This is a genomic window from Gimesia chilikensis (genome assembly GCF_008329715.1).
In the GTDB taxonomy this organism is placed as follows: domain Bacteria; phylum Planctomycetota; class Planctomycetia; order Planctomycetales; family Planctomycetaceae; genus Gimesia; species Gimesia chilikensis.
The window spans coordinates 43,391-62,250 of sequence record NZ_VTSR01000020.1 but is presented as its reverse complement, the minus strand read 5'-3'; the positions used below and the strand labels follow the sequence as shown (position 1 = coordinate 62,250).

Genomic DNA, 18,860 nt, shown 5'->3' with positions numbered 1-18,860 from the left:
TCAAAAAGAAAAAAACGTATTTCGAGCAAGTGGCTGACTGTTAGGTTTAATTAGCTTAATCGTCAAAGTATGTGTCTATTTCGACAGTAAATATCCTCATCTGCCATACCTGTATATTCTTTGACCACTATCCAATCCAATACGAGTAAAAACACTATGAAGAGCCTCAAGAGATTATTTGGCCGCAACTCTACTCGCAAATTCAAGCGTCGTTTACCTTTTCGGATGTCTCGTCCGATTGGATATGCCAGCCACGTAGAGCGTCTGGAAGACCGGACCCTGCTGGCGAGCAACATCCTGGCGTCGCTGGAGAGTTCTGTCAACCAGCCAAATGATTCGACGGAACTGCTGCTGACGGTTGGTGCCGGCAGCTCGCCGACTTTGGGATTTGAGGTTCATGCCTCTCCCGGCTCTGCATTTAATCCGGCTGCGGTCCAGATTCTGGATGCGAACACCAATGCTGTGGTTCCGCTGCAACTGGCTGAACACGATCATGCTGGCACGTCCAGCTCACTGGTCCTGGCCACACTGGCGCCTGGTGATTACGCGATCTTCGTCCAGGGCCAGACGGCAGCCACAGGCAATTTCACCATCGACATCTTTATGCCGGGTGACTCGGACGGCAGTGGCTCTGTCAGTGATACTGAGTATCAGCAGGCTCTGGCTGCCTCTTACCAGCATCTGTTCGGATTCAATCATTTCACCTCGCAGATGATTACGTCGATGGGCCTGGATCCTACTCAGAACTATTACTCGGAAGAGCAGGATAGTGACAAAGATGGTGACATCGACAACTACGACCTGCAGATGATGAACAACAATCGCAACGTGCCCACGGTGCAACTGGAACTGATTGGGGACCAGGATGCGCCGGCTGTGGTAGCCGGTTTGGAAGTAGATTCCGGGGCTTCCGATTCAGATGGCATCACTAACGAACTGACGATTGTCGGTACTGTTTCTGACGAGAGTCTGATTACTAAATTTAAAGTCGCCCTGGATGGGGGCAGCTATGTAAATATCTTTGGTCTGCTCTCTAGCGGCGCCAACGGTGGTACTTTCACACTGTCACGCAGCTGGCTGGAAACCAACCTGAATGGTGGTGCTTCCCTGGAAGGCGGCACACACACGCTGCACTTCTGGACCATGGACGAACATGACAATGTCAGCCCGGCTGGTGCCTTCGATGTCAATTTTGAACTGGATACGATTGCGCCTACCACAGCGACTCCCATCGGGAACCAGACACTCAACGAAGATTTCGGCAGCTTCAACCTGGGCCCCTTCACTGATTTCTTTAATCAGAACGGGGGAACCTCGCTCAGCTACCGTGTTGATTCCATTACGAATGCCATTGTCAATTTTGATTTCGCCACAGACGAACTCATTTTGACTTCCCGGCAGGATGTGAGTGGGTCAGCGGATATTGTCATTCAGGCCATCGACGTCGCCGGGAATGCCGTGCTGTCGAATACCTTTACTGTCACAGTCAACGCTGTGAACGACCCTCCGGTGGCCGTAAACGATGAGTATACCACCAATAACGAAGATGATGTATTCAATGCAATCGGACCGGCGGCGGTCATTGCGAACGACACCGATGTCGAGAATGACACGCTGACCGTAGTGGAAGTAAACGGTTCCTCTGTGGATGTCGGAAATGAGATTACGATCGGCGCAGGTGGAAAACTGACTCTCGAGTCAGATGGTAGTTTTTCGTTTAATCCAGACGGATTCTATAACTATCTGGCTGTCGGTGAGACTGCGACCGAAACCTTTACCTACAAGATCAGCGATGGTAACGGGGGCACAGATACGGCATCGGTGACCATTACCATTCATGGCGCGAACGATGCACCCGTTGCTCAGGATGATGACTTTACGATTACTCAAAACGAAACACTGCATTTTAATTTTCACAGTGTGATCAGCGATAATGGCAATGGTGCGGACTACGATCCTGATACGAGCGACAGTATTGAGGTAACGGCCGTCAATGGTAGCGCAGCCAATGTGGGTAATGAGGTTGTGCTGGCTTCCGGTGCATCGTTGACACTGTTCAGCGGTGGGGGGATTGCTTATCAGCCCAATGGGGTGTTTGACTATCTGGCTCTAGGTGAGAACGCGACCGAAACCTTTACCTATACCCTCAGCGATGGAAACGGCGGCACCGATACCGCGACCGTGACGATCACCATTACCGGTGTGAATGATGACCCTGTCGCCAATCCCAATACAATTCTGACGGTAGGCGCAGATGAAGATAATCCTGTAAGCACTCCCGCCGGGGCGATTTTTGAATTTGCCACTGATGCGGAAGACGATTCCCTGCTGATAACAGAAATCAATGGCTCTGTCGGGAATGTGGGGGCTACTATTTCCATCGGACTCGGAGGATTGCTGACTGCGAATGCAGACGGCAGTTTCACATTTGACCCGAACGATAGCTATGACTTTCTAGCCGTTGGTGAATCTTACGACGAAGCATTTACGTATAAAATCTCCGATGGCAACGGTGGTACGGATGGAGGCACCTACACCATCAGGATTCATGGCATTAACGACGCTCCGATCGCAGAAAATGATGAGTTTGCGACAAATCAAGATACTCCGGCCAGCGGTGATCTGTTCGCCGATAATGGCAATGGTGTCGACAGCGATCCCGATTCGACTGACAGCTTCACTGTCAGCGAAGTGAATGGCGTCTCTGCGAGTGTGGGAAGTCAGATCACTCTGGGTTCCGGGGCTCTGCTGACAGTGAATGCCAATGGTACTTTCGACTATGATCCGAATGGGGCGTTCGATTATCTGATCCAAGGTGATCACTACTTCGATAGCTTTGATTATACGATTGATGATGGCAACGGTGGAACCAGCATCGCAACCGTAACGATGGACGTTCTGGGGCTGAATGATGCCCCAGTTGTTTCCAACGACAGCCTGGACGCAGATGAAGATGGATCGGCGGTTACGACGGGTGTGTTGGGTACCGACATCGACCTCGGCGCGACACTGACCTATCAGATTACCTTACAGCCCAGCGAAGGGACCGCTTACTCGACTGGTAATGGGACTCTTACATTTGATCCCGGTAGCGATTTTCAGGATCTGGCCGCCGGTGAAACCCGCCAGGTGACCTTCAACTTTACAGCCAAGGATGATAACAATGCGGTCAGTAATACGGGAACTGTGACCGTCACCGTAACCGGTGTGAATGATGAACCGACTGTCAGTGCTGCGGTCACAACGACCGCAACGGAAGATGATGTCAGCTTCAGCCTGGACCTGCTGACGAATGCCAGCGATGTCGACACGACCGATGTACTCAACGTGAGTAATCTGGTACTGGACAGCGGCGACGACAGCGGAATCACAGTTAACGGTAACTCATTGGACATTGATCCGAGTGCCTACAACTACCTGGCCGTCGGTGAATCTGCCGTGATTACTTATACCTATAACGTAATCGATGGTGAAGGGGGCTCCGTTGTTCAGACCGCCACAATTACGATTACGGGTGTGAATGACGCCCCTGCAGTGAGTGCTGCCGTCACGACAACTGCCACAGAAGACGATAGCACTTTCAGCCTGAACCTGCTGACGAACGCCAGCGATCCGGATACCACTGATGTGTTGAATGTCAGTGGTCTGTCACTGGACAGCGGCGATGACAGCGGCATCACGGTTAACGGGAATTCACTGGACATTGATCCGAGTGCCTACAACTACCTGGCCGTCGGTGAATCTGCCGTGATTGTCTACTCGTATAACATTATAGATGGCGAAGGGGGCACGGTTCCTCAGACTGCCACGATTACAATTACGGGTGTGAACGATGCTCCTGTAGTCAGTGCAGCCGTCTCAACGACCGCAACGGAAGACGACGGTACCTTTAGCCTGGACCTGCTGACGAATGCCAGTGATCCAGATACAACCGATGTGTTGAATGTCAGTGGTCTTACACTGGACAGCGGCGATGACAGCGGCATCACGGTTAACGGTAACTCTCTGGACATTGATCCGAGTGCCTACAACTATCTGGCCGTTGGTGAATCTGCCGTCATTACTTATAGTTACAACGTAATCGATGGTGAAGGGGGCTCAGTTGCTCAGACTGCCACGATTACAATTACCGGTGTGAATGACGCTCCTGCAGTGAGTGCCGCCGTCACGACAACTGCGACAGAGGACGACCTGAGCTTCAGCCTGGACCTGTTGACGAACGCCAGCGATCCGGATACGACCGATGTGTTGAATGTCAGCGGTCTTTCACTGGACAGCGGCGATGACAGCGGAATCACGATCAACGGGAATTCACTGGACATTGATCCGAGTGCCTACAACTACCTGGCCGTCGGTGAATCTGCCGTGATTACTTACACCTATAACGTGATTGATGGCGAAGGGGGCACGGTTCCTCAAACTGCCACGATTACGATTACGGGCGTGAACGACGCCCCCGCCGTCAGTGCAGCCGTCTCAACGACTGCGACAGAAGACGATGGCAGTTTCAGCCTGGACCTGCTGACGAATGCCAGCGATCCGGATACGACCGATGTGTTGAATGTCAGTGGTCTTACACTGGACAGCGGTGATGCCAGCGGTATCACGGTCAACGGCAACTCACTGGATATTGATCCGAGTGCCTACAACTATCTGGCCGTTGGTGAATCTGCCGTCATTACTTATAGTTACAACGTAATCGATGGTGAAGGGGGCTCAGTTGCTCAGACTGCCACGATTACAATTACCGGTGTGAATGACGCTCCTGTTGCTCAAGATGACGCTGTGGATGTCAACAAAGAGCAGGAGTATAACGGAAATGTCTTCGCGAACAACGGCAGTGGCGTTGATAGTGACCCTGATACCAGTGACACCTTTGATGTCACTGAGGTGAATGGGCAGACAGCCGCAGTGAATACGGAAATTACACTGGGATCCGGTGCCCTGTTGACTGTGAACGATGACGGATCATTTACCTATGATCCTAACGGTCAGTTTGATGGTCTGACTGGTTTAGCCACCGCGACCGATTCCTTCAATTATACAATTGATGACGGCAATGGTGGTGTCGATGTCGCCACGGTGACGCTGACCATTTCAGCCAACCAGGCCCCGATCGCCAATATTGACATCGTGGCAACCAACGAAGATACCGAACTCACGAACATCGACGTTCTGGCCAACGATACTGACCCGGATGGCGACGACAATAACCTGACTGTTTTCGGTCTGCCCAGCATGACCTCCAATGGTGGTGCGGCACTGACTCTGAACATGGACGGTACCATCAGCTACGATCCTACGGTTGCCTATAATTATCTGTCCGTGGGTGAGACTGCCGTTGATACTTTCACCTACACAGTCGAGGATGAGCGTGGCGGTTTCGCGACCGGAACCGTACAGGTAACCGTGACCGGTGTGAACGATGCTCCCACAGTGAGTGCTCCAGTCGTCTCGGCCAGTAACGAAGATGCTGGCGGCTTCAGTGTGAACCTGCTGGACAATGCCAGTGATGTCGATACGAACGATACGCTGACGATCCAGAATCTGGTACAGACCAATGCAGGCAATGCCGGCGGGATTACCCCCAGCGGTACATCGCTGAGTGTTGATCCGAGCTTCTACAGCTACCTGTCTGTCGGTGAATCCGAAGTAATTACCTATAGTTATGAGGTGATCGATGGCAACGGCGGTGTGGTTTCACAGACTGCCTCAATTACCATCGACGGACGAAATGATGCTCCGATCGTTTCGATGGGCGTCGAGTCTATTCCCACAGAAGATGATGGTGTCTACGCTCTCAACCTGCTGTCGCACGCCAGTGATATCGATCAGAGCGACACACTGCTGGTCGCTAATCTGACCAAGACCAGTGGTGATGACAGCGGAATTGTTGTCAACGGAAACCTGCTCCAGATTACCCCCAATGCCTACAACAGCCTGGCAGCCGGGGAAACCGCCGTCATCGAGTACTCTTATAATGTGATCGACGGCAACGGTGGCTCAGTTGCTCAGACTGCTACTATTACCGTCCTCGGTGTGAATGATGATCCGACTGCCTCGATCCTGACCATCACTTCTGCTGTGACTGAAGATGACGGTAGCTACAGCATTGATCTGCTGCAGAATGTAAGCGATGACGATACTACAGACGTTCTGTCGGCTACTAACATAGTCAAGTTCAGCGGTAACAATGTTGGTATCACCGTGAACGGTAACTCGCTCGACATTGATCCGAGTGCTTACGGCTATCTGGCCGCTGGTGAAGATGCCGTCATCGTGTACCATTACGATGTGACAGATAGTAATGGCGGCACGGTTCAACTGATTGCCTCTATTACCATCTCTGGTGCGAACGATGCTCCGGTAGCCGCTCCTGATGCCTTTGGCACAAATGAGGATACTGTCCTCAATGGGGGAAATGTCCTGGATGATAACGGCAGTGGTGCCGACAGTGACATCGATGCGAGCAACACGATATCCGTAACGGGGATCAGTGATGGTGGTGGAGCCGGTTCTGTGGGCAGTGCGTTTACGCTCGTCTCTGGTGCCGTGGTCACACTGCAGTCAGATGGGACGTTTACCTATGATCCCAATAATTCCTTTGAAGATCTGGCAGTGGATGAAACCGTTACAGACTCATTCACCTACACCCTCAGCGATGGTACGGCGACTGATACCGCAACTGTGACGATTACCATTACAGGTGTGAATGATCCTCCAGTGGCTGCTGCTGACGAATTTTCCACAACCCAGGATTTCGCTCTCACAGGCGAAAATCTCTTCGATGACAACTCAAACGGTGAAGACACTGATGTCGATTTCAGTGATGTATTGACCGTGATTGGCATCGGTCAGGGTGTGAATACGGGGACTGTGGGCAGCGGGTTCACGCTTGCCTCCGGTGCGGTTGTGACAGTGCTGGCTGACGGTACTTTCGACTACGATCCGAATGGAGCCTTCGATTACCTGGGGGCCACCGAGTCTGCCAGCGATACATTCACTTATATCATCAGCGACGGTAACGGCGGAACCGATTCCGCGACCGTAACAGTCTTCGTGTATGGACAGAATGATCCTCCGGAAGCGGTCGATGATGCTGTGACTACCAACGAAGATACAACTCTGCCGGATGGCGATGTTTTCATCGACAATGGTAGTGGCGTAGACAGCGATGTAGATACAAACGACACACTGACTGTTGTGGGTGTCAGTGAAGGCGGTAATACCGGCAGTATCGGCAGCGGATTTACGCTTGCTTCCGGAGCCATCGTCACGATGCAGGCAGATGGGAAGTTCAGTTACAATCCCAATAATTCATTCGAATACCTGGCTGATGGCGAATCGACAACCGATTCCTTCACCTACACCATCAGCGATGGGACTGTTACCGATACCGCTACGGTCACCATTACCATCGATGGTGTTAATGATGATCCTGTTGCCGTTCACGACAGAGTGACTACTGATGAAGATACAACTCTCGTCGGAGCCGATGTCTTCGTCGATAATAACTTCGGTGTGGACAGTGACGTTGATGCAAGTGATATCCTGACTGTAATTGGCGTCAGCCAGGGGATGACAACCGGCAGCATCGGCAGCGGATTTACGCTTGCTTCCGGAGCCATCGTGACCATGCAGTCGAACGGTACATTTACCTACAATCCGAACGGGGCATTTGAGTACCTGGCGGTCGGTGAAACGGCAACCGATTCCTTTACCTACACGATCAGTGACGGCAACGGCGGGACCGATTCCGCTTCTGTCGATATTCAGATCGATGGGGTGAATGATGCTCCCGTTATCAGTGCACCGGTAACTTCTACCAGCACAGAAGATGATGGCAGCGTTAACGTGGATCTGCTGACCAATACCACCGATGTGGATGCAACCGATACGCTCTCTGTAATCAATCTGTTGAAAACCAATGCCGGGAATGATGGCGGCATTACAATGACCACGGCTTCGAGCTGGGACATTGACACAAGCTTCTACGGCTATCTGGCTGCCGGTGAATCTGAAGTGATTACCTACAGCTACGATATCACCGACAACAACGGGGAAACAGTTTCCCAGACGCTGACCATCACTATCAACGGTGTCAACGATGACCCTGTTGCCCAGGCGGATGCGTTCCAGACAGATGAGGAAACGACCCTGACTGGCGTAAACGTATTCTCTGATAACGGTAGTGGTGCCGATGCTGACGGCGATGCTAGTGACTCGTTCACCGTGACCGGCATCAATCAGGGAGGCAGTGTCGGAAGCGTCGGCGGTGCCTTCATGCTCTCTTCTGGTGCGGCTGTTACGATTCAGTCAACTGGTGCCTTAGAGTACGATCCTAATGGTGCGTTTGAATATCTGGCCGTCGGTGAGTCAGCGACTGAAACGTTTACTTATACCATCACTGATGAAGAAGGTGGCACCAGCACCGCAACGGTTACGGTGACGATCCAGGGTGTGAATGACCCAGTCGATGCGGTAAATGACGACGTGACCACTTCCAAAGATGTTTCTTTGAACTTTGATGTGCGTCTGGATAACGGCAATGGCCCCGATCTGGACCCGGATACGAATGATAATCTGTCGGTCTTTGAAATTACCGATACGACGCTTGGCACTGTTAACGCAACGGTCGGCAATGCGATCACTCTCGATTCCGGGGCGACCGTGACGCTGCAGGCGGACGGTACACTCACTTACAATCCAAACGGTCAGTTCGCCAGCCTGATTCTGCCCACCGATACGGCAACAGATACGTTTACTTATACGATTCGCGATGGTAACGGCAGTTCGGATACCGCCACCGTCACGATGACGATTACCGGATCGAACGAGGACCTGGTTCAGACCGCACCGCTGGATGATGTTTACAGCGACGGTCTGTCGACGGTGACCATTGACCTGGATAATTACTTTAATGATCCGGATGCCAGTGATGACATCACCTACACCCTGCTCAGCAGTGGTTCATTTGCAGCAAACTTCTGGGTCGAAAGTGTGAGCATCACCGATAACATCCTGGAAATCACGTTCACCGATTATGCCTCTGACCAGGAACGACTGCCTACGGATATCACACTGCGTGCCGAGTCGACTGATGGGATTTCACCAACGTTTGAGCCGACCTTCCAGTTGATTCCTGACCCGCAGCAAACCATGGAAATCCGGTTGATCGCTACGCCGACGCTTTCCGGCGGTCGTGACTTCACGTACTTCCGTGCCGAAGGCGGTCTGGGTTCTCAAGGACGTGGTTTGTTCCATCTGACCAACGGGAATGCGGACCTTGAGTATTCGATTTATCTGACTGACTATGAAATTGATTTGGATGGTTCTCAGACTGGTACCATTGATGATGATGTGAAGTCGGTCCGACTGGTCGATACCACCAACGGAAACGCCGTGGTCTATACGATCTACAACTCAGTCGGTGCCGATGACAGTCCCATACTGGACCTGACTGATGACAGCCTGCACGGCACCTTTGCTGCCGGCGAGGGCTTCAACAGTACAATTCTGGATAAACTGTATGATGGCAGCCTGGCGATTCGGGTTGAACTGGATGGAACCGGCGGCACCATTAATAAACTCTCTGGTGCCAACATCACAGTTTCTCCCGAGGTGGCTGACGTCGGTGCGCTGCCTGCTGAAACGACGCAGTATGTCGAGGGGGCCAGCTACAATATTGAAATCTGGATCAGTGATCAACTGGCTCAGGTTCTGGCCGCTCAGACGACAGAAAATTCCTCGATTACTTCTGTTGTGCTTGATCTGTTATGGGATGACACAACGGCAGCCTTTGGTGATTTTGCCGATGTCACTGGTGTCGCGAGTGCCTTCCGACTCCTGACCCAGGTGGGTGGTATCAATAATGCCACCGGGGTAATTGAAGATTTCTCAGGGATCACCCTGATGCCTGGCATGGCTGACGGCTACTATGCCCGGGTCGGTTACGCGACATTTATCGCCAACGCCCCGACGGCAGACGCCGACCCGGTTGAGTATACCGTCAATATTACACCCGGTGAAGATTTGGTCAATCGCGGTACTGAAATCGATCTGAGTCAGATTGATATCATTGGTACTTCGGTGTCACATTTCGGGACCTCCGAATTCCTGATCCAGACGGATATGACCAACATCAACATCGAAGGTAAAATCACTATCGATGGGCAAGAGGTTACTCTGACTCCCCAGGATCTGGGGCTGGACAGTACGACCGTGAGTGGTCGCCTGGATGTCCTGTTCGACGACGTGGATAATCCTTCCACGATTCAGATTCTGGATTCGTTTATAGAGGTCAACCCCTCCGGGCTGGCCCTGCCTGATCGCACAGCAGCGAATAATGACCGAACTACAGAGGAACTGGCTGATTTCGGATTGGAAGGCGTGCTGTCGAATTTCAACGGGACTGGTAATCCGGCTGATCTGTCAGTTGCCATTCGGGATGCCCTGGTGCAGGTCCTCACCAGTACTCAGGCACTGGATGGCAGCGGTAACTTCAATATCTCCGAGAACTGGAATTTGACCAATGGTGATCTTTATTCCATGCTGGTTGTACCGAACTTTGGTAATTTTGTTGCCAGTGATACGGTTGAGTCCACAGCCGGTGAGACTATGTCCTTCTTCGATCCGGGTGCAGGCGTTCCAGCCGGTCTGACCGACTGGAGTCAGGCTAAACTGACGGAAATTTCCACCGGTCTGTATGAACTGGTGATACCTGTCAGCCGTGTGCTCAACTTCAACACCGAAGCGGGATATCCTGTCGAGCTGAAACTGACCGGCTACGCGACTGCTCGCTTCCTCGTGGATCAGGAGACGACCGATCAATATGGAGACACAATCGGCACGGCTCATGCCACCGGATTAGACACCTCTTCTGCAGCTACCACGGGGACCAATACCTACTACGGCGGCATCGGGAATAACACTTCCATTGCCGACCCTCTGCTGGACGTCGATATGTTCCAGGTCTACCTGGAAGCTGGTGACAGTGTGATCGTCGACATCGACGCCAGCCAGTTCGAGACAGGACTGGACAGCGTGGTGCGGATCTTTGATGCAGCCGGAAACGAAGTCGCCTACTCGGATGACGATCTGGCACCCGATGAAAACTTTGTCAGTTTCCTGTCCAACTTTGATTCCTATGTCACCTACACCAACACTACGGGAAGTGCGGGTAATTTCTTTATCGGGATCAGTGCTTATAACGACCTTGATGACCCGGTTTCATATGATCCAACGGATACCGCAGGACGCCCGACGGGCGTTGATCCTTCGGATGTGGGCAGTTACGACCTGCATATCACGGTCCAGAATGGTGCCGCACCGCTGCATGGAACGCAGGCTGTCATAACTGATGCATCACTGGAAGACGGGACAGCCGTTGATCTGGCGGTCGTTCGTGATCAGACTCAGCTGGATGCCTATGGTCAAACCAGCAGTCTGCCGACCAGCGATACCTGGATCGATGAGTGGAGTTCCTTCTGGGTGGAAATCTACGTTGAAACGGCAGATGCCCAGGGAATTACTGCAGCGATTGCCGATCTGAATTACAACACCGATTTCTTCACCGCCACGGCGATTGAATTTGGTACCGCGTTTGCTGACAACGGGCAGGCAATCATTGATGATGCCACCGGCGTCGTAACCGGATTGAGCGGAACGGCTCAATACGAGAAAGCAGGGCACCTCAAGAAGGCTCTGCTGGCCCGCGTCAAGTTTGAATCGCTGGAGCAGGATGATGTCTCGATTGACTTCGAGGATAAATTCATCGGTCCACATGCCCTGGGGCTCTCGTTGAGCAATGTGAGTGTCAGCCTGACAGATGACACAGAGACCACCCTGCTGGTGGGCGATGCTCCCGAAACAGACCTGTGGGCGATCGCCTATGATGTGAATGATGATGATGTCATTGACTTCAAGGATCTGACGATTCTGGCTTCGGTCTACAACCAGAATGTGCTCGATACGGATTCACCTTATGTCTGGGCCCTGGATGCCGATAAGAGTGGTGATGTCAACTTCAAAGACCTGACGTTCTTTGCCACCAACTATGGAGTTTCGAAAGGCGGGGACAGGGATGTAGTCTACCCGTCGAACTTCCTGCAACGCTGGTATGGTAAGACCACCAACATCAGTGGTGACTCTTCGATCGATCAGGTAATGGATACGGCACTGAGCATCTGGCAGGACGCTTTGGGAATGGATGAGCCTCTGGATATCCAGCTGGTGATCACTGACCTGGGCGGCACTCAACTGGGTGAAGGCCAGATCACCGCAGTCGACGAACAGGGACGACCTGTCGCCGGGATTGTGACACTGGACGACGATGCCGCCGGCCTGGGCTGGTACTCTGACATTTCGACAACTGCCTTTGGCGGTGGCGAGCTGGAAGGGGGCGTGTCTTACACGGCTGACATCAATTCCGATGCGGTTGGTCATTACGACCTGTTGACCGTGCTGCTGCATGAAATCGGTCACGTTGCCGGCTTCACAGACACTTATGCACCATTCGAAAGCCACGTTCAGGTGGGCGTAGGTGGTACGCTGAGTTTCGTCGGCAACGGATTTGAAGCAACGCTGACAGACGATGGCCTGCACCTGGATGATTCGGTACATGACGGCGACGTCATGAACGCGACACTGGATCCGGGTGTGCGGAAACTGCCTTCGATTCTGGATGCATTGATTCTGCAGACCGCTCATGAGACGGCTGCGTCTGGCGACTTCGAGATTCTGGTGGGCGTCAATGCTCCGCTGATGGCAAATCTGCCTCTGACAGGCAGCGATGAAACGGTTCTGCCAGAAGCAGTCCAGACGCTGGCTCCCCTGGTAGAACTGGCTCAGGTCAGCTTCGACGCCACTGGAAGCCAGAGTGACCCTGCAGGCTCGAATCTGCCTGTGATCTGGAATCAGGTCTGGAACACCTTGAATCAGCTCTCCCAGGGAGCAGAGCCGAGTGAACTGGATCTGACACTGCTGGAAGGCCTGAATGAAGAGTTCGTTCAGTCGCTGCGGGAACACGGCCTGTCGATCATCGAATCCGGCGAGATTCTGGGTCACGAATTGAGTGAGCTGGATCCTGCCGACTGGCAGCTGACAGGACTGGATCAGGATGGAGATGGCAACTTTGATGAAGTCTTCTCAGACTGGGCAGGTCCCATACTTTAAATCGCTAATTCACTGAATTTAAATTCAGCAGGCTCTGATATGTGACGTATGATGACATATCAGGGCCTTTTTTCTTAAGTGCAACGGCAACTGGCTGCTGTGGGAAAGATAGGCGATTGAGTTGCTTTTTGACAACATACAGTAATTTTCGTCAGGGTCGATGCCCTGTCTCGTAAGAGTTTGAAAGACTTAGGTTTCTGTTCTTGAATAGTGAACAGGCCGATGTTATGTTTCAGGTGTCTTGAGGGAACTCGGGACGAACTGATCTTTTTTTACCGGGATGAACTGCCTGTTACCGCAGGCGATCTTCATCCTCGGTCCGTACAGGTCCCATATCCGGAACCAATAACTTCTTCAGATTTTGTAACATTGAGGAGAAATCAAGCGTGAGTGCTAAGAAAGATGACAAACCAGCTGAAGCAACACCAGAACCAGCTGCAGAACAGGCTCAAGCCCCGGCTCAGCAGCAGCAGCAGGTCAAGGTTAATGATGCAAATGTCATTGCCAGCTATGCCAATTTCTGTCGCGTTTCCAGTACTCCAGAAGAGTTGATTCTGGACCTGGGACTGAACCCGCAGCCACTGGATCCCGCCAACACTGAAATCAACGTGGGACAGCGGATCATTCTGAATCACTACACAGCCAAGCGTCTGTTGAGTGCTCTCTCAATGGCTCTGCAGCGGCATGAGCAGGCCTTCGGTGTTCTGGAAACAGACATCCGGAAACGCGTCGTGCGTCAGCAGCAGACCTAGTCTATTGATGACAGCCTGAGTTTCTCAGGCAACGATCTTCTGAACCGGCCCGTTACCTGGTGTAACGGAGCCGGTTTTTTATTGCGCTGGCAGGCCGCAGGGGCGGGGCCTTGCATCCATTCGTCAGGTGACTGATATTCTGGTTTTTCCTGAAAAATTGAATAAAAGACTGGCAGCGGTTGAGTAGGAAAGCGTATGGCAGTTTGCTAACTTTATTTATGATACTGCAAGAGGTCTGGAGTGATGCGCTTTCAATCTCAGATCTTATAGGATATCGTAGAAGTAGTATCTTTTCGAAACCGTAACTGCGACAGAACTCCTGCTCTTTCAGGTTTCCTGAGATGCAGGAGGCGTATGTCGGTTGTTCTTAATTACAGCCCGGAGAGGGCAGAATGTTAGATAAACCAGATCCCGCTTCGTCCCATCATGACGGCAACGGGCACAGCGATGTTTCGCTGCCCGAAGATTTAATTAACGAATTAAGCTCGGAATCGTTAACCTTCGTAGAAGACCTCTACACGAGCTATCTGGAGTCACCCAGTTCGGTGAGCGAGGAATGGCGAAATTATTTTGCCAGGTTCCCCCAGAAGTCAGCCCGTAAACGCAAGCCGGGTTTCGGTCCCACATTCAAACGTCATTCGATGTTCAATCCGCCGGCTCCCGTCCGGAATGAAGCCATCGATCGTCAGACCATGAAGATCGCCGACCGGCAGGAACGTCTGGACCAGTTGATCCGTAACTATCGCGTGCGGGGACACATTCTGGCGTCGCTCGATCCGTTGGGGAAAAAGCGGGCAACACCGGCTGAACTGATGCCCGAGTTTTACGATTTCTCGGAGCGGGATTACGACCGCGTCTTTTCGACCTCCACTTTCGGTGGTCCGAAACAGCGAACGCTGCGGGAAATGATTCAGTGGCTGAAAAACACCTACTGCCGTTCGATCGGTGCGCAGTTCATGCACATCGACAGTCTGCGTGTCCGTGAATGGCTGCAGACCCGAATGGAAAGTACGGCGAACTTCCTCAAGTTCGAACGTCCCGAAGCGCTGCGGATTCTGCGTCGACTGACCGACGCCGTCGGCTTTGAAGAATTCATTCAGAAAAAGTATGTCGGCCTGAAGAGCTTCTCGCTGGAAGGGGCAGAAAGTCTGATTCCACTGCTCGACCTGGCGATTGAAAAAGCAGGTGAGCAGGGGGTCGATGAAATCGTCTTTGGTATGGCCCACCGCGGTCGTCTGAACGTGCTGACCAATATCATGGGCAAAAAGCCTCGTGAGATTTTCCGCGAATACGAAGATTCGGTTCCGGAAATGAGCGTGGGACGCGGCGACGTGAAATACCACCTGGGTTACAGCTCGGACTGGATGACCGAATCCGGACACAACGTCCACCTGACGCTCTGTTTCAACCCGAGCCACCTGGAATTCGTGAACCCGGTTGCCATGGGACGTATGCGGGCGAAACAGGATCGCTGGCATAACATTGACCGGACCAAGGGGATGGTGCTGCTGATTCACGGTGACGCCGCGTTTGCCGGCGAAGGCGTGGTGCAGGAAAGCCTGAACCTGAGCGAACTGCGGGGCTACCGCACGGGGGGAACGATTCATGTAGTCGTGAATAATCAGATCGGTTTCACCACCGACCCCGCACAGAGTCGTTCTTCGACCTACGCGACCGATGTGGCCAAGATGCTGCAGATTCCAATCTTCCATGTGAATGGTGAAGATCCGGAAGCAGTGGCCCAGGTTGTCCGTCTGGCAATGGATTTCCGCAAAGAATTCCATCGGGACGTGGTCATCGACATGTACTGCTATCGTCGTCGTGGGCATAACGAAGGGGATGAGCCTTCATTCACTCAGCCTCTGATGTACGATGTGATCGACAAGCGGCCGTCTGTCCGCGACAGCTTCCTGCAGCGGATGCTGGAACGAAAGTCGGTCACCGAAGAAGATGCCGACCGGTTACAGGAAGAAAGTGTTTCGCATCTGGAATCCGAACTGGCGGCTGCCCGGGTCGAGAATTATCCTCACAAGGTCGAACTGCCCGGCGGGATCTGGACCGGTTATCGCGGCGGAAAAGAACTGCCCGCGGATCAGATCGATACCGGAGTTCCTGAGGAGAGTCTCTCTAATTTGCTGCTGAAGCAGACCGAATTGCCCGATGGTTTTACGCCACACAAGAAAATTAAACGCTTGCTGCAGATCCGTAAGGATATGGCCGCAGGAGAGCGGAAGCTGGACTGGGGAACGGCAGAAGCCCTGGCATTCGCGTCACTGCTGACCGAAGGTTACCGGATTCGCGTCAGCGGTCAGGATGCACAGCGTGGTACTTTCAGCCATCGTCATGCCGTACTGCACGATGTGAAGACCGGTAAAAAGTACACCCCGCTCAAGCACCTGGTTTCAGGGCAGGGCACCGTCGAGATTGTGAACAGCCCGCTTTCCGAAGCAGGGGTTTTAGGTTTCGATTATGGCTACAGCCTGGACTGTCCCGATGGTCTGATTATCTGGGAAGCCCAGTTTGGCGATTTCGTCAACGCGGCTCAGGTCATCATCGATCAGTTTATCGTCAGTGCAGAAGACAAGTGGCAGCGCTACAGCGGTATGGTAATGCTGCTGCCTCACGGTTTTGAAGGTCAGGGGCCGGAACACTCCAGTGCCCGCTTCGAGCGTTTCCTGCAACTGGCGGCGGAAAGTAATATTCAGATTGCGGTACCGACTACGCCGGACCAGTTCTTCCATCTGCTCAGACGTCAGGTCATCCGCAAGTGGCGTAAGCCTCTGATCGTCATGACTCCCAAGAGTCTGCTCCGACATCGCGATGCGGTTTCCAGTTTCAGTTCGCTGACCTCTGGTTCCTACATGAAGGTGATCGGCGATACGAGCGATCTGAATCCGCAGAAAGTGAAGCGGATTCTGCTGTGTACCGGGAAGATCTATTATGATCTGAACGAACGCCGTCGTCAGACCGAACGTGACGATGTGGCCATCGTGCGAATCGAGCAGCTTTATCCGGTGCCTCATGAAGATCTGGAAGCAGCCCTGGCACCCTATCCGGAAGGAACCCCGGTTTACTGGGTTCAGGAAGAGCCGGAAAACATGGGCGCCTGGCGATTCATTTACTGCCGGTTCAAAGGAAACCTGTTTGGGCGTCATCCGCTGCACGGGGTTTATCGTCCCGCGAGCGCCAGCCCGGCAACAGGCTCTGGTCGCAGCCATCAGTTCGAACAGGAAATGCTGATTACAGAAAGTTTCCGGGACGATTCTTAGTCCCGGAGACTATCTCTGCTTGAGTTCAGCGATGACTTCGGCCAGGTGAAAATGGTGTTTGCCCAGTTTGCCGCCGTAGTTGCCCGCTGTGATCTGCAGCAGTCCCGGTAACTGCGTGGCTGCCTGCAGGCCGTCGCACATTGCCTGCTGGACGTCGTCGAATGTTTCGCCGTCGATGACGATTTCATAGACGCAGCCTGTACCCTCGGGGAGGTCAGATTTGGTCTCGGCGCGGAGGGTCGGGCAGTAAGCGTCGTTCGTACTGGCTTTGAGCGCAGAATACTTCGAACCGACTTTACTGCCACTGCGGACAATGCCTCCCGGAAAGGGGAGGATAACATTGTCGACGGCCTGCATGGCGGTAACTGCCGCTTCGGTTGCGAGCAGACCCGCAGACTGGTTCTTCGCGCAGATCAGCAGGTTGCCCCCGGCGACGCCTTTGAAGGAACCAACGCGATCTTCGCAGACAAATTCGCCATCCATGACGGGAATTCTCCAGAGGCGACGATCCTCCCATTTCTTGGAGATCTGAAACCCATCACCAAAGAAGCGGAGCTGTTTGCCCAGGGCCAGGGCTTTTTCGGGATCTGTCACCGGGATGCCGGCGTAGCAGGCGGTGGTGGGGCAGGTCAGGATACATTGCCCCACGCGATTGGTGACGGCTTTCTCGAGCGCAGAGCGACTGAAGGCGAAGAACATGAGGCTGACGCCGGGACGTCCATCAGGGCTCTCTTCAGGGGAGAGGAACTTTTCGACGCCGGCTTCGGCATCACAGGCGATGACACTGGTGGCGTAACCGGTGACTTCGGTTGCCGCGATTCGGACCCAGGATTCGGAGACCGCGGTTACAATAATACGGGTTCCGACCGTGGTGAATGCTTCTGCAAACGTGTCGCAGACGGGAACGTCGTTCCATGCCAGTTCTGGTTGAGTATTCAAGTTCGTGCCCGGACGCTGATAAAAACTGTGTTGTCCAATAAATCCTGCTCCTGATTATGGCGGATCGGGCGCAAAATTCAAAGGGTCAGCGTTCCTGAGACGGAGTCGGGCTTCCCTGGATCTGCAGTTCCATCTGAATCAGCTTGGGAACACTTTTCGCCTGCATTTTTTTCATGATCTTGGCGCGGTGGGCTTCGACCGTCTTAAAGCTGACATTTAACTTCTCTGCAATTTCGCGGCTGGAGAAACCCGAGACGACATATTTCATGACTTCATTTTCGCGGCGGGTGAGCGTCGCTTTGCGTTCCACGAGTTCTTTGTTCTGCTCTCGATTCGCCTTGTTTTGGATATCGCGTTCGATGCCTTTCTGGATGTAGTCCAGCAGAACCTGGTCGCTGACCGGCTTTTCCAGGAAATCAACGGCTCCCGCTTTCATGGCACGGACCGCCATGGGAACATCTCCGTAACCGGAGACGATGATGACGGGAATGTCATAACCACGTTCCCTGAGTTTCTCCTGCAGTTCGAGACCACTCATGCCGGGGATGCGGACATCGAGTACCAGGCAGCCGGGATGATCGGGAGAATAACTTTCCAGAAATTCGCTGGCGAGCTCATGGGTTTGAACTTTGAGCCCGACCGATTCAATCAGCCAGCGGAGTGATTTGCGAATAGCCGGGTCGTCATCGACGACAAATACCGTTGCTTCCTGTTGGATTGTCATAGC

5 protein-coding genes are annotated in these 18,860 nt (G+C 53.0%); 3 read left to right on the top strand and 2 right to left on the bottom strand.

What is annotated here, in order from left to right; translation table 11 throughout:
- Positions 1 to 225 precede the first annotated feature (225 nt).
- From FYZ48_RS22390 to FYZ48_RS22380, 3 genes are all read left to right on the top strand, one after another.
- Positions 226 to 13,173 carry an Ig-like domain-containing protein gene (locus FYZ48_RS22390; RefSeq protein WP_187782162.1) on the top strand — a complete coding sequence of 4,316 codons (12,948 nt, stop codon included), beginning with the start codon at positions 226 to 228 and terminating at the stop codon, positions 13,171 to 13,173.
- 386 nt (positions 13,174 to 13,559) lie between these two features.
- On the top strand, positions 13,560 to 13,925 hold the full coding sequence (locus FYZ48_RS22385; protein ID WP_149344529.1) for a DUF3467 domain-containing protein: 366 nt from the start codon (positions 13,560 to 13,562) through the stop codon (positions 13,923 to 13,925).
- Positions 13,926 to 14,317: 392 nt separating this feature from the next.
- Positions 14,318 to 17,194, top strand: a complete 2,877-nt coding sequence (locus tag FYZ48_RS22380; protein ID WP_198422260.1) for a 2-oxoglutarate dehydrogenase E1 component — start codon at positions 14,318 to 14,320, stop codon at positions 17,192 to 17,194.
- 9 nt (positions 17,195 to 17,203) lie between these two features.
- Here the strand turns inward: FYZ48_RS22380 and fhcD are convergent, their stop codons facing one another.
- Together fhcD and FYZ48_RS22370 are read right to left on the bottom strand one after the other, a co-directional pair.
- A complete protein-coding gene (gene fhcD / locus FYZ48_RS22375) occupies positions 17,204 to 18,133 on the bottom strand; it encodes a formylmethanofuran--tetrahydromethanopterin N-formyltransferase (protein WP_149344526.1) in 930 nt (309 codons plus the stop codon).
- Positions 18,134 to 18,218: 85 nt separating this feature from the next.
- Entirely contained in the window at positions 18,219 to 18,857 is a 639-nt protein-coding gene (locus tag FYZ48_RS22370; protein ID WP_242022741.1) for a response regulator transcription factor, read from the bottom strand.
- Positions 18,858 to 18,860 lie beyond the last annotated feature (3 nt).

Bases quoted from the DNA above. Each gene is read 5' to 3' on its own strand.
- FYZ48_RS22390 (WP_187782162.1), top strand. From the start codon at position 226: ATGTCTCGTCCGATTGGATATGCCAGCCACGTAGAGCGTCTGGAAGAC.
- FYZ48_RS22380 (WP_198422260.1), top strand. From the start codon at position 14,318: ATGTTAGATAAACCAGATCCCGCTTCGTCCCATCATGACGGCAACGGG.
- FYZ48_RS22370 (WP_242022741.1), bottom strand. From the start codon at position 18,857: ATGACAATCCAACAGGAAGCAACGGTATTTGTCGTCGATGACGACCCG.